The following is a 13,443-nucleotide window of genomic DNA, read 5'->3' as shown; positions in this document are numbered from 1 at the left end:
TTCTTTGTCCCTTCAAATATGTTATGATTTACGATGAATGGATAGGTTAAGAGAGGGGTTTTAAAGTGTCGCGTTTGATGACTAACCGAAGAAGATGGCTTCTTCTCCTTCTGGCAGTCGTGATGGTAGCGGTTCTTGCGGGTTGCGCACCGCAGAATGCTCATTTGGCTACTACGACGGAGAATATGAAGGATAGCAATTCGTGGTGGACCGCGAATGTGGTTTACTATTTCTCGCTTGTACTGGATACGTTTGCAGAATGGTTTAATGGTGCGTATGGCGTAGCGATTTTAATTATGGTGCTGATCGTTCGGACGCTGATTCTGCCGTTGACACTGAAGCAGGTCAAGAGTTCGAAAGCGATGCAGGCCATTCAACCACAGCTCCAGAAAATCCGTGAGCAATATAAAGATAATCCGGAGCAACAGCAGCAGGAGACGATGAAGCTATTCCAGGAACACAAGGTTAATCCGATGGCGGGTTGCTTCCCGTTGATCATTCAGATGCCGGTGTTCATTGCGTTGTATAACTCCATTTACTACAACTCGGCGATCCGGGAGCATTCCTTCTTGTGGCTGCAGCTCGGTGAACCGGACAAATTGTTCATTTTACCGGCGGTTGCGGCGTTGACGACGTTCATTCAAACGAAGATGATGTCGAACGTGAATCCGCAGGGCATGCAAGGCCCAATGGCGTTTATGATGTGGGTCTATCCGATTTTGATTTTTGTGATGGCGTACAATTTCGCCGCAGCGTTGCCGTTGTACTGGATTTTCAGTAACCTGTACACGATCGCACAAAACTTCTTTATCTACCGTAAGAAAGATCCGGCTTTGGCCACGGCTGCCGTTACATCAGGCGGAGGCGGCGGTTCATCTTCCGGTTCTGGGAACAAGAAGCGGGGCGGCTCCAATCTAAAAGCCGGTCATCCCGGTAAGGGTGCCAAGGAGGCCAAAAAATCGAAATGAATAAAATCGTGACGTCGGGAAAAACCATTGAAGATGCTGTAAGACAAGGATTGGCCAAGCTCGGCACCACCGAGGATAAAGTCGCCGTGAACGTGTTAGAGCAGCCGTCAAAAGGATTCCTGGGACTGTTTGGGGGGAAGGAAGCGAAGGTTGAGCTTACTTTGCTTGAAGAACCTGCCCCTGCTTCAGTACCCACCTCGAATAGGACCGCTTCGGCGCCTCGTTCGTCTGCTTCCGTGATGGAGGAGAAGGCGGCGGGAGGCGAGAAGGATCCTTATGCCGAGGCGGCGTCATTCATTCGGGAGGTTGGCGAGAACATGGGCTTGGACGTCAAAGTCGAAGTTGCTCATGGCAAAGACCATACCGTGCTTAACATTTCGGGCCATGATTTGGGTTTAATGATCGGGCGGAGAGGGCAAACCCTCGACGCGCTGCAATATTTGGCGAATATCATCGCTAACCGTTATTCCGAGAGCTTCATCCGCATCGTCCTCGATGCCGAAAACTTCCGGGAACGCCGGAAGAAAACGCTGGAGGAACTTGCCGACAGATTGGCAGGACGGGTCGTTCGAACGCGTAAAGAGGTTACGCTCGAACCGATGTCGCCGCAGGAGCGCAAAGTGATTCATTCCAAACTTCAGGATCACCCGGAGGTCAAAACTTACAGTAAAGGTGAAGAGCCAAACCGGCGGGTCGTTATTACTCTGAAGCATAGTAAATGAATGAGACGCAATGACGTTTGCTCGGCGTAAGCTGGGTGACGTCATTTTTTTTGTCCCCAGGCCTCAACCCACCCCACCCCTCCCTTACCGTAAGGGAGGGCGTCCGAGGGCCTGCTGCCCTTTGGGCTCCCGCAAACTGGAGGAACGTTGGAGGGGAAGAGGCGCTCCTGCTCGCTGTCCCCTTCGGGGATGCGCTTTACTTCGGTGCGTGGAACGCTTTTACCCCCATCGGGGTACGTCTTACTGATGAGGAGCAAGGCGTTGCACGCGGATGCTTTGACGGGTGAGTGAATTGGGGGCGAAGAGGGGCGTATGAATCCGAAGAAGGAAAGCTTTCTGAAAGAAAGCTACATCGAGAGCATATGCTGCGTTCGCCTTTGTGAGCGGATTTCTACAACTTCTGAATGTAGTCCAATCCAAGAAATCCGCGAACAACAGCGATCGTAGGATCATACGACCAGCGGAGCTACGAAATTCACGAACATTCTTCATCGAAATACAACAAACAACTAGCGAGGTGAAGCAAAATGCTTAGCGATACAATAGCAGCGATATCGACTGCGGTAGGCGAAAGCGGCATCGCCGTGATCCGCGTCAGCGGTCCGGAGGCAATCAGTGAAGTGGGGCGGTTATTCCGCGCCAAGACGGCGCTGCCGAAGGCGGAAAGCCATACGGTACACTATGGCTTCATCGTGGATCCGGCGACGGGCGACAAGCTCGAGGAGGTGCTCGTCAGCGTCTTTCGCGCGCCGCGCTCCTTCACCACGGAAGACGTGGTGGAGATTAGCACGCACGGCGGGATCATCTCCGTTAAACGCGTGATGGACCTGCTGCTCCAGCAGCGCGGCATTCGCCTCGCCGATCCGGGCGAGTTCACGAAACGCGCGTTCCTGAACGGGCGGATCGACTTGTCGCAGGCGGAGGCGGTCATCGACCTGATCCGCTCCAAGTCGGATCGGGCGTTCTCTGTGGCGCTGAAGCAGGTCGAAGGCCAACTGTCGCGCCAAATCGGGTTGTTACGCCACACGTTGATTGAGACGTTGGCGCATATCGAGGTGAACATCGATTATCCGGAGCATGACGTGGAATCGATGACGATGGCGTTTATCAAAGAGAAGTGCACAGCGGTGTCGGAGGGCATCGATGCGCTGTTGAAAACGGCGGAGCAGGGGAAGATTTTGCGCGAGGGGATTACGACGGCGATCGTCGGCCGTCCGAATGTTGGTAAATCCTCGCTGATGAACGCCCTGGCACGCGAAAATAAAGCGATCGTCACCGATATCCCCGGCACGACGCGGGACGTGATCGAAGAATATGTGACGATCAATAACATTCCGCTGAAGTTGCTCGACACGGCGGGGATCCGCGAGACGATGGACCTCGTTGAGCAGATCGGCGTGGAGCGGTCCAAAGCAGCGGTGAGCGAAGCGGACTTGATCTTGCTCGTGCTGAGCGGCGCGGAGGCGCTGCATGAGGACGAAATTGCCTTGATGGAGCAACTGAAGGGACGGTCCACGATCGTTCTTTTGAATAAAATCGATTTACCGCAGCAGTTGGATCGGGAGGTAGTACGGCGTTATTTTTCCGAGGAAGCGATCGTCGAATTGTCGGTCAAAACGGAGGAAGGGCTGGATCATCTGGAGGAAGCGATTGCCCAGTTGTTCTTCGGCGGGAAGCTGGAGTCGAACGATCTGACGTATGTAAGTAACGTACGGCATATCGCCTTGCTGAAGAAGGCAAAGCAGTCGCTCGCAGACGCTTATGAGGCGGCGGACAGCGGGATTCCGATCGATATTTTGCAAATTGATGTGCGGTACGCTTGGGAGCAGCTAGGCGAGGTGATCGGTGATTCAGCGCCGGATGCGTTGATCGATCAGATTTTTTCGCAATTTTGCTTGGGGAAATAAACGTTCTCTAGTATCAGCTAAGCCGGTTCATGGTATGATGTTACGGATAGAGTTTGAATGGTGTAGGGTAAAGGAGGTTGACGATAGATGGGTTACGCTGCCGGATCCTATGAGGTGATCGTGGTTGGCGCTGGGCACGCAGGCTGCGAGGCGGCTTTGGCTGCAGCGCGGATGGGTTGCCGAACGCTGATGGTTACGATTAATTTGGATATGGTTGCTTTTATGCCGTGCAATCCTTCGATTGGAGGTCCGGCAAAAGGCCACGTTGTGCGCGAGGTTGACGCCTTGGGCGGCGAAATGGGCCGTAATATCGACAAAACGTTCATCCAAATGCGGATGCTTAATACCGGGAAAGGCCCGGCCGTTCATGCGCTGCGCGCGCAAGCGGATAAATTCTCTTATCAACATACGATGAAGGAAACGATGGAGAAAGAGCCGAATCTGACGATGCTCCAAGGGATGGTTGAGGAGCTGATCGTTGAGGATGGCCAATGTGTTGGCGTGATTACGAAGACCGGCGCGGAGTACCGGGCAAAGGCCGTTGTACTGACGACTGGAACTTATTTGCGCGGGAAGATCATTATGGGCGAACTGATGTACGAAAGCGGTCCAAACAACCAGCAACCTTCGGTTCGCTTGTCGCAAAACTTGAAGGAGCTGGGTTTTGAGCTCGTTCGCTTCAAGACGGGGACACCGCCGCGGGTGCATAAGGATACGATCGATTTCTCACAAACGGAGATTCAGCCTGGGGATGAAAAACCGAAGTTTTTTTCCTATGAGACGAAAGAATCGGATAATGAGCAGCTCCCTTGCTGGCTGACGTACACTTCCGAAGAGACGCATAAAATCATTACGGATAACCTGGATCGCGCGCCGATGTTCTCCGGGGTGATCGAAGGCACGGGTCCGCGCTACTGTCCGTCTATCGAGGACAAAATCGTGAGGTTCAGCGATAAGCCGAAACATCAGATTTTCCTGGAGCCGGAAGGTAAAAATACGTCGGAGTATTATGTGCAAGGCTTCTCCACCAGTATGCCGGAAGAGGTACAGTTGAAAATGCTGCGCTCCGTCCCAGGCCTACAGAACGTGCAAATGATGCGCACCGGTTATGCGATTGAATATGACGCGGTTGTACCAACTCAATTGTGGCCTTCCTTGGAGACGAAACGCCTGCCTGGACTGTTTACGGCGGGACAAATCAACGGGACCTCCGGTTATGAGGAAGCGGCGGGACAAGGCATTATGGCTGGGATTAACGCGGCTCGTAAGGTGCAAGGGAAGGAACCTGTCGTACTAGATCGTTCGCAAGGCTACATCGGCGTATTGATCGATGATTTGGTGACGAAAGGCACGAATGAGCCGTATCGCTTGCTAACCTCTCGTGCTGAATATCGGTTATTGCTCCGCCATGACAATGCGGATTTGCGTCTGACGCCGATTGGTCATGACATTGGTTTGATTTCAGAGGATCGGTATGCACGGTTTATGGATAAGAAAGCGAAGGTTGACCAAGAGATTGAACGGTTGAGATCGACGAAGGTTCGTCCTGTCGATATCAATCCGCTGCTTGAGTCGATTGGCTCGGCTCCAATTCAGGATGGCAGCAACTTGCTTACGATTTTGCGGCGTCCGGAAGTGTCGTATGCCCATATCGCTTCGTTGTCTGCTTCTGAGGTTGAACTCGATGAAGAGATGCAGGAACAGGTGGAAATTCAGATCAAGTATGCGGGTTATATTGAGAAACAATTGATCCACGTTGAGAAGTTACAAAAAATGGAAAAGAAGAAAATACCCGAAACGATCAACTATGTGGATATTCAAGGTTTAGCGATGGAAGCGCGGCAAAAACTGACCAAAATCCGGCCGATCTCGATTGGTCAGGCTTCGCGGATTTCCGGGGTTACACCGGCCGACATTTCGATTTTGCTGGTGTATTTAGAGCATTATAACCGGGTCACGGCTGCAGGAGGGTAACCATTGGATTCGATACAAGCCCAATTTTGCTCGCTGCTCCAGGGTCATGGCATTGAGGTGTCGGAGGAGCAGTTGAAGCAATTTGAACGATATTACGAAGAATTGGTTGAATGGAATGAGAAAATGAACCTCACCGGGATCACGGAACGGGAGCAGGTTTACATTAAGCATTTTTACGATTCGATCAGCTTGGCTTTTCATGTCCCGATGGGGGAGATGAGGTCCATGGCCGATATTGGGTCCGGAGCGGGTTTCCCCGGTATTCCATTAAAAATTTGTTATCCGCATTTGCAGCTAACGATCGTAGACTCTTTGAACAAACGAGTCCAGTTCTTGCAGCATGTGGTCAATGAACTAGGTTTATCCCAAGTACGCTTGCTGCATGGACGTGCTGAGGATTTGGGTCGGCAGGAGGAACTTCGTGATGCGTTTGATCTGGTAACGGCTCGAGCCGTTGCCCGGATGGCAGTTCTTAACGAGTTTTGTCTCCCATTCGCTAAACCCGGCGGGTTGTTTGTGGCTATGAAAGGGAGCGACCCGAAGGACGAAGTCAAGGAAGCTGCCCGTAGTTTGTTTGAGTTAAAAGGGAAATGGGTTAACACCCCCGAGTTTTCACTTCCACTGGAAAATTCGGAACGTCATTTGGTCATCATCCAGAAGACTGCTGCAACGCCAAAAAAGTACCCTAGAAAACCAGGGACACCGGTTAAGATGCCGTTGATCTAAGTGTAACTTGCCCCCCTTAGCAAAATGTTCCACGTGAAACATAGCTAAGGGGGATTTTTTTGTCTATATTTCGGTAAATCTATCTTCTTTTCTATAACTTCTCTCAATTAGAGAATAGGATTATAGAGGAAAAAGTGGTAGAATAGATATATCAGGTTTTTTATGCATTTCGTTTGGAGCAATGTCATCCTGCAGGGATGATCCGTAAGGCGGTTTGGCCTTATGTCACTATGAAACTAGGTGGTAATTGACGGAATGAAAGAACAATTTTCTAAATTGTTTGGGTTAACCGAACGAAGCGGCGGAGATGAAGTAAGACAAATTCCGGTGGAGGAAATTGTCGGCAGTCCTTATCAACCGCGGACGATCTTTAACGACGAGAAAATCGATGAGTTATGCCAGACGATTCGTACGCATGGCGTGATTCAACCGATTGTTGTTCGTTACCGGAATGAAAAGTATGAAATTATTGCCGGGGAACGTCGCTGGAGAGCCGTCAAAAAGTTGGGTTTGGAGTCTATCCCTGCGATTTTACGTGATTTCAACGATTCGCAGGCAGCTTCGATTGCCTTGATCGAAAATCTGCAAAGAGAAGGGCTAACCTCGATTGAGGAAGCTTTAGCCTACCAGAATTTGATTGATTTACACCAGTTGACGCAGGAAAGCTTGGCTCAACGCCTTGGAAAGAGTCAATCGACGATTGCTAACAAAATCAGGTTGTTGCAGCTTCCAGAAGGTGTAAAGACAGCGTTGATGGAACGGAAAATTACAGAACGTCATGCGCGTGCTTTATTGTCCTTAGATACGGAAGAACTGCAATTGAAGGTTTTGGGCGAAGTCATTAGCAAAGAGTTAAATGTCAAACAAACAGAAGCTCGTATTGCCTTCTATAAAGAAATGGATAAGAACAAAAAGTCTCCATCGAAACGAATTTCTTTCACGAAGGACGTACGGCTTGCACTGAATACGATTCGTCAGTCCATCGATATGGTCACTGGCTCAGGATTGCAAATCAAAACGGAAGAAAAGGATCATGAAGATCATTATGAGATCGTGATTCAAATTCCGAAACGTTCATAAATTCACTCGCTGACCCCAACCGCGAGGTTGAAGGTCAGCTTCTTTTTCGGTAGTGCGAACACGGAGCCGATCCTTGATGCACAAGTGGATCATATACGGGTACGACATCTGATGATATCGAGCGGTAGGTGTATTCACCACGCATTGTTATAGGTCTTTTTGTAGCGACAGCTTAGAATGCGCACATGAGGACTACAAAGAGATTCTTCTATTATATTGAGGTGAACTGGATTGTCTAAAATCATAGCCATAGCTAACCAAAAAGGGGGCGTCGGAAAGACGACGACTTCCGTCAATTTGGGAGCGGGACTAGCTGCCATCGGAAAGAAAGTTCTACTCATCGATATTGACCCTCAGGGTAATACGACGAGTGGTGTTGGCATTAATAAAGCGGATGTAGCAAATTGCATCTATGATGTGTTGATTAATGAGGTTCATCCGAAAGAAGCGATCGCACATACCGATATCGATAACCTGCATATCATTCCGGCAACGATTCAATTGGCTGGTGCGGAAATCGAGCTGGTCCCAACGATCTCGCGCGAAGTGAGACTCAAAAAGTCGTTGCAACCGATCCGTCATTTGTACGATTACATCTTGATTGATTGCCCTCCATCTTTGGGTATTTTGACGATTAACTCGCTGACGGCGGCGGATTCCGTACTTATTCCTATTCAGTGTGAATATTACGCTTTAGAGGGATTAAGCCAACTTCTTAATACGGTGCGATTGGTGCAAAAACATTTGAACACTTCTTTGCAAATCGAAGGAGTCTTGTTAACGATGTTTGACGCCAGAACGAACTTGGGTATTCAAGTTATTGAAGAAGTTAAGAAGTATTTTCAACAGAAGGTTTACAAGACGGTTATTCCACGAAATGTGCGGTTAAGTGAAGCGCCATCCCATGGTCAATCCATTATTACGTATGACCCACGTTCAAAGGGTGCGGAAGTTTATCTTGAGTTGGCGAAGGAAGTGGTATCTTATGAATAAACGATTGGGCAAGGGATTGGATGCTTTGATTCCAGCACTGTCGATCCAAGATGACGATAAGGTGGTAGAGATACCGCTCAATCAATTACGTGCCAACCCGTATCAACCACGCAAAACTTTTGACGAAGAGGCTATACGGGAATTGGCTGAATCCATTCGGCAGCATGGCGTCATCCAACCGATCATTGTTCGTAGTGTGCTCAAGGGATATGAGATTATCGCGGGGGAGCGGCGTTTCCGGGCTTCGCAATTTTGTGGAAATGCAACGATTCCGGCGGTAGTTCGAAGCTTCTCTGATCAACAAGTAATGGAGATTGCACTTATTGAAAACCTGCAACGGGAGAACTTGAATGCAATGGAAGTAGCCGTAGCATATCAAGGTCTTATGGATCAATTCCAATTGACCCAGGAAGAACTTTCGATGAAGGTAGGCAAGTCTCGATCTCATATCGCTAACTTCTTGCGTTTGTTGTCCTTGCCGGAGGAAGTGAAGGAATATGTTTCACGTGGAACATTATCAATGGGACATGCTCGAGCGTTGGTGGGCCTAAAGGAACCAGCCACGATCAAACAGTTAGCCCAGCAGTGTATCGATCATGAGTGGAGTGTACGAGACCTGGAAGATGCGGTACAGCAACTAGACCGTAAAAAACAGGAGAAACCGAAAGCGGCCGGGAAGAAGCGCGACCCTTATATCGATGAAGTAGAAGAAAGCTTGCGTGAACGATACAAAACGACCGTGAAAATTAAAGCTAATAAGGATAAGGGTAAAATTGAAATTAACTATTATAGCCAGCAGGATTTGCAACGATTGCTTGATATGCTGAGCTAAGGGATAAATGAAATGACATATCCATCTTTTGGTCAGCCTATTTAGCGGGGCTCACGAAAGAAGGGTATGTCATTTCTTGATCTGTCTATGAACTCATGAGAACTCACCTGTGCAGCCTAAATTACCCAAGGAGGAGAACCCGTTGCTCGAAACGAAATCAGTCATCTATCTGGATCATGCAGCCACTTCTTGGCCAAAACCTCCTAGGGTAGGGGAAGCCATGTTGGAAATACTAAACGGACCAGCTGCCAATGCAGGTCGTGGAAATCATGGAATGGCGCTGCAGGCGGGGAGGGTGTTGTATCACACCCGAGTGAAGCTTGCAAAATTGTTTGGTATTCTGAATCCAAATGACATCGCATTCACGTCAAACGCTACTTCCGCCTTGAATTTAGCCATCAAGGGTTACTTGAAGCCAGGAGATCACGTAGTGGCGACGTCGGTCGAGCATAATTCAGTAAGGCGTCCGTTAGAATTCCTGAAAAGGACGATGGGTATTGAAGTTGATTATGCCGAGGTGGATCGTCAGGGTCAATTGGATTTGAGACAGGTAAAGAAACTTTTTCGGCCCCACACACGTTTACTTGTATGTTCTCATAGTTCGAATTTGCTGGGATGTATTTTGCCGATCCATGAATTAAGCCGGATGGCTCATGAGAATGGAGCGATGATCCTGGTTGACGCGGCGCAAACCGTGGGTTGTTATCCGGTGAATGTACAAGAGATGGGGATTGACCTTCTTGCATTTCCGGGCCATAAGGGATTGCTTGGGCCTCAGGGAACAGGAGGCTTGTACATTCACCCGGATATCGATTTGGAACCGCTGCTGCATGGAGGCACGGGAAGTCAATCCGAAGAGAGCGAGCAACCTCACGTTCGACCTGATCGTTATGAAGCGGGTACCGTGAATACTCCGGGGATTGCCGGATTAGGTGCAGGCGTAGATACGGTTCTGGAACGCGGGGTGGAACGGATCCATCGCCATGAATGGGAATTAACGCAATATTTAATGAAGGAACTACACACCGTTCCAGGTGTTCGTCTGATTGGTCCGCAAGTGGGTCAGCCTCGGACAGGCATCGTTTCTTTTACAATTGAAGGAAGAGACGCATCTGAGGTCGCGTTTACACTGGACAGGGAATATGGAATTGCCGTTCGGGCCGGTTATCACTGCACGCCACTAGGACATCAAACGGCAGGGACCATACAAGGCGGAGCCGTTCGTGCCAGTGTCGGATACCTGACGACGGAGGCGGAACTTCAAACGTTCATGAATGCCATTATTCAAATGATTAAATGATCTCAAGCACAGAGGAGTAGACAGTCGCATGCGGGAATGGAATGATCTCATCTTTGAGCAATTAAGCTGGATCGTTGGAGGTTTGGTCCTCCTGATTCTGTGGCTATTGATCTGGAATCTGATCCAAGGAAGTAAGCTTCGTAAGATGAAGAAAAGATACGAACTCATGATGAAGGGTGCCGGTGTTGAAGATCTGGAGAGCTTGCTGATCGATTTGAAAATGCAGCAGGGTAAAATTGAAGACCTCCAGGAGGAACAAAAACAACAGCTCGCACAAGTCCGAAAAAGGATTCCTTTACAAAAGTCGAAGATCGGGATTAAACGTTATAATGCATTTGGCGAGAAGGGGAACGATTTGAGCTTCTCCATTGCAATTGTTAATGATCAGCAAGATGGTATGGTCCTTACAGGACTTTACAATCGCGATGGTTCTTTCGTATACGCAAAGGGCTTGGAGAAAGGGGAGTCATCGCATGCGCTCTCTCCGGAAGAGCGTGAGGCTATAGCTCTCGCCGGGCAAGAGAAATCGACCCCCGAGTCCACTCCTTAATCGCAGTATACAAGCAATTCGAGATGATCTCTGAAAGTCGCATGACTAGACTTAGACGCGTATTTTGCAATACGAAGTATTCCATGAAGCCGCCGACATTGACGATTCCCGTGAGATGGATATCGCCGACCGGCGGTAATTCTTTATTTACGCCTGCGCCGGGACGAAGAGGCCCTTGAACGACCTGAATGGAGCCCACGCTGGACGTTTGGCCTAGACAAGCGTCAATGCTGATAATATACGGATCAACGAAGCGAGAGTGGATTAAGTCCAGGGTTTCTTTTAAATTCATTGCATGTACAGGTTCTTCTAAGGTGCCATAGAGGTGGAAGTTCGAGCTATGGTACTTGGCCAACGCGCTGCCGACCAGTGGTCCCAAGCAATCTCCGGTAGAGCGGTCCGTGCCGATGCAGATAATAACGATGTCTTGCCCTGGGGCAACCTGTCCAAAATGCAGAAGCAACCGGTGAATGATCGCCGAATGAATGCCGGGTTCGGTATGAGGAATTTTCAAATAAGGAATTTCTTGCCCTGGAAACGTCGGTTGAATCTGTGACATGGAATCTTCCTTTCGGCTGGGGATCATGTGCGAAGTAATCGCACTTCAAAGATTTAGTAGATAGTATATGGAAGAAACACTTATTATATACTCATACGAAAGTCTCATTGAGGAAAAGGAGAGGAATCGAAGTGGGAGATGATTGGTTGGTGATGGCCTTTGATTCAACTCAGCAAGCGCTGCGTGCCGAGATGCTCTTGGAGTATGCCGAGGTAGACATCGACTTATGCCCTACGCCAAAGGAGATTACCGCCGGGTGTGCATTATCGATACGGTTCCCGCAATTATCTCTGGATACGGTTAGAAAGATAATCACCTCGGAATCGGTAGAGATTCGAGGGATTTACTCCCGTCAAGGGATGGGCTATGATAGCATCAAGTTATGAAATCTGAAAAGGATTGATAGATATGCTGCTTGCGAAAGAACCTGAACTGATGCAAGATGCTACTGAAACGGTAACGACCTGGAAAGACAATATATGGAATTGGTTTACAAATATGGATATGTGGATAAATGTTCTATATGCGGGGATTAAAATTATCATTATATTTGTTCTCACCCGTTTGTTCGTTCATATTGTGTACCGATTGATCGATCGATCTTTGCAGAAGCGAGAAAAAAGCCGACTGCAGATGAACCCGCGGCGGTTGATTACGGTGGGTGAGTTGCTGAAAAACATCACTAGTATCACCAGCAACTTCATTATGGTGATGTTGGTGTTGGGTGAGCTTGGTTATGATCTGGCGCCGCTGTTGGCAGGTGCCGGAGTTCTTGGGCTAGCTATAGGTTTTGGTGCCCAGAGTTTGGTGAAGGATGTCATTACCGGGTTCTTCATTATCCTGGAGGATCAGTTTGCCGTCGGTGATGTAATTCAAACGGGCAGTCTGAAGGGGACAGTAGAAATTATCGGTCTTCGTTCCACGCGATTAGTAAGCTGGACGGGGGAGGTACATATCATTCCAAACGGGATGATCACGAACGTGACGAACTTCTCCGTGGGAACCGCGCTGGCCGTTGTCGACTTGCCGTTCAGCAACACCCGAAGGTTAGAAGGGGCCGTAGAGCTGCTCCAAGGGGCCATGCAGCGCTTGAGGGAGGAGCAGGAGCAAATCCCACAGGTACCAAGTGTTCTGGGCATCCAGTCGCTAACGGCAAGCGAATACGTCATTCGCATCGCCGTAGAGTGCCCACCGGCCATACGGGCCGATGTCGAGCGGCAGATTCAGACTTATGCCAAGGAGTCGCTGGAGCAGGCTGAGATGAACGCTTAACACGAGAAGAACGTAATATAGGCGAGTACAAGAGTAAAGATGATGGGGTAGGGGGAATAAGCTATGGAGCGTAAAGCTTTTCAGTTGGGCGATATCGTGCAAATGAAGAAAAATCATCCTTGTGGCAGCAACGAAATGGAAATCATCCGAATGGGCATGGATATCCGCATCAAATGCGTAGGATGCAAACATAGTGTGTTGGTGCCCCGCGCCAAGTTCGAGAAGAACATGCGTAAAGTGCTCCGCTCTGCAGCTCCCGAAGTGGAGGGGACGGCGCAGGACGGACAATAAACGGCTTAAGAATCGGCAGTTTATGGGATGAAGGATGCCTCTATTGCATTCGGAATGAATTCATGGTACAATCATTCTTGCTGTGGAGAGGTACCCAAGAGGCCCAAGGGGGTTGACTCGAAATCAACTAGGCGTCGCAAGGCGTGCGTGGGTTCGAATCCCACCCTCTCCGCCATTTACTTTAAAGAACATGAACTCTTACGCTTATGCGTAAGGGTTTTTTTGTTGTGTCGCTTTCATCTAAAAGAAAGAAGGACCCTTTCGGGTCC

General features: G+C 49.2%; 14 protein-coding genes and 1 tRNA gene. 14 read left to right on the top strand and 1 reads right to left on the bottom strand.

What is annotated here, in order from left to right:
- The first annotated feature begins 65 nt into the window (after positions 1-65).
- From M0651_RS22740 to M0651_RS22695, 10 genes are all read left to right on the top strand, one after another.
- Positions 66-968 carry a YidC/Oxa1 family membrane protein insertase gene (locus tag M0651_RS22740; protein ID WP_248553966.1) on the top strand — a complete coding sequence of 301 codons (903 nt, stop codon included), beginning with the start codon at positions 66-68 and terminating at the stop codon, positions 966-968.
- Complete coding sequence (gene jag, locus M0651_RS22735; RefSeq protein WP_248553965.1) at positions 965-1,690, top strand: RNA-binding cell elongation regulator Jag/EloR; 726 nt, start codon at positions 965-967, stop codon at positions 1,688-1,690. Before M0651_RS22740 ends, jag begins: the two co-directional genes overlap by 4 nt.
- 527 nt (positions 1,691-2,217) lie before the next feature.
- Entirely contained in the window at positions 2,218-3,597 is a 1,380-nt protein-coding gene (mnmE, locus tag M0651_RS22730) for a tRNA uridine-5-carboxymethylaminomethyl(34) synthesis GTPase MnmE (RefSeq protein ID WP_248553964.1), read from the top strand.
- 87 nt (positions 3,598-3,684) lie between these two features.
- On the top strand, positions 3,685-5,571 hold the full coding sequence (gene mnmG / locus M0651_RS22725; RefSeq protein ID WP_248553963.1) for a tRNA uridine-5-carboxymethylaminomethyl(34) synthesis enzyme MnmG: 1,887 nt from the start codon (positions 3,685-3,687) through the stop codon (positions 5,569-5,571).
- Between the two features lie 3 nt (positions 5,572-5,574).
- Positions 5,575-6,297 carry a 16S rRNA (guanine(527)-N(7))-methyltransferase RsmG gene (rsmG, locus tag M0651_RS22720; protein ID WP_248553962.1) on the top strand — a complete coding sequence of 241 codons (723 nt, stop codon included), beginning with the start codon at positions 5,575-5,577 and terminating at the stop codon, positions 6,295-6,297.
- A gap of 255 nt (positions 6,298-6,552) precedes the next feature.
- Positions 6,553-7,377 (top strand): nucleoid occlusion protein, encoded by an 825-nt coding sequence (gene noc, locus M0651_RS22715; RefSeq protein ID WP_248553961.1) that lies wholly within the window; start codon positions 6,553-6,555, stop codon positions 7,375-7,377.
- A 231-nt stretch (positions 7,378-7,608) separates the two neighbouring features.
- On the top strand, positions 7,609-8,370 hold the full coding sequence (locus tag M0651_RS22710; protein ID WP_248553960.1) for a ParA family protein: 762 nt from the start codon (positions 7,609-7,611) through the stop codon (positions 8,368-8,370).
- Positions 8,363-9,202: a ParB/RepB/Spo0J family partition protein gene (locus M0651_RS22705; RefSeq protein ID WP_248553959.1), complete on the top strand. Its 840-nt coding sequence runs from the start codon at positions 8,363-8,365 to the stop codon at positions 9,200-9,202. Before M0651_RS22710 ends, M0651_RS22705 begins: the two co-directional genes overlap by 8 nt.
- A gap of 142 nt (positions 9,203-9,344) precedes the next feature.
- A complete protein-coding gene (locus M0651_RS22700; protein ID WP_248553958.1) occupies positions 9,345-10,502 on the top strand; it encodes an aminotransferase class V-fold PLP-dependent enzyme in 1,158 nt (385 codons plus the stop codon).
- Between the two features lie 28 nt (positions 10,503-10,530).
- Positions 10,531-11,052: a DUF4446 family protein gene (locus M0651_RS22695; RefSeq protein WP_248553957.1), complete on the top strand. Its 522-nt coding sequence runs from the start codon at positions 10,531-10,533 to the stop codon at positions 11,050-11,052.
- Here the strand turns inward: M0651_RS22695 and yyaC are convergent.
- Positions 11,003-11,611, bottom strand: coding sequence for a spore protease YyaC (gene yyaC / locus M0651_RS22690; RefSeq protein ID WP_248553956.1), 609 nt, complete (start codon positions 11,609-11,611; stop codon positions 11,003-11,005). The two genes, M0651_RS22695 and yyaC, sit on opposite strands and share 50 nt — an antisense overlap.
- A 131-nt stretch (positions 11,612-11,742) precedes the next feature.
- Here yyaC and M0651_RS22685 point away from each other — a divergent pair, with 131 nt between their 5' ends.
- The 4 genes from M0651_RS22685 to M0651_RS22670 all read left to right on the top strand — a co-directional run bounded on the left by M0651_RS22685 (position 11,743) and on the right by M0651_RS22670 (position 13,349).
- Positions 11,743-11,997, top strand: coding sequence for a putative Se/S carrier protein (locus M0651_RS22685; protein WP_248553955.1), 255 nt, complete (start codon positions 11,743-11,745; stop codon positions 11,995-11,997).
- Positions 11,998-12,019: 22 nt separating this feature from the next.
- Positions 12,020-12,883: a mechanosensitive ion channel family protein gene (locus M0651_RS22680; RefSeq protein ID WP_248553954.1), complete on the top strand. Its 864-nt coding sequence runs from the start codon at positions 12,020-12,022 to the stop codon at positions 12,881-12,883.
- Positions 12,884-12,946: 63 nt separating this feature from the next.
- Positions 12,947-13,174: a DUF951 domain-containing protein gene (locus M0651_RS22675; protein ID WP_248553953.1), complete on the top strand. Its 228-nt coding sequence runs from the start codon at positions 12,947-12,949 to the stop codon at positions 13,172-13,174.
- An 84-nt stretch (positions 13,175-13,258) separates the two neighbouring features.
- Positions 13,259-13,349, top strand: a tRNA-Ser gene (locus M0651_RS22670).
- Positions 13,350-13,443 lie beyond the last annotated feature (94 nt).

It is taken from the genome of Paenibacillus mellifer (assembly GCF_023195895.1).
Taxonomy (GTDB): Bacteria; Bacillota; Bacilli; order Paenibacillales; family Paenibacillaceae; genus Fontibacillus; species Fontibacillus mellifer.
The sequence above is the reverse complement of the archived record's forward strand: the minus strand, read 5'-3'. Positions and strand labels throughout refer to the sequence as shown.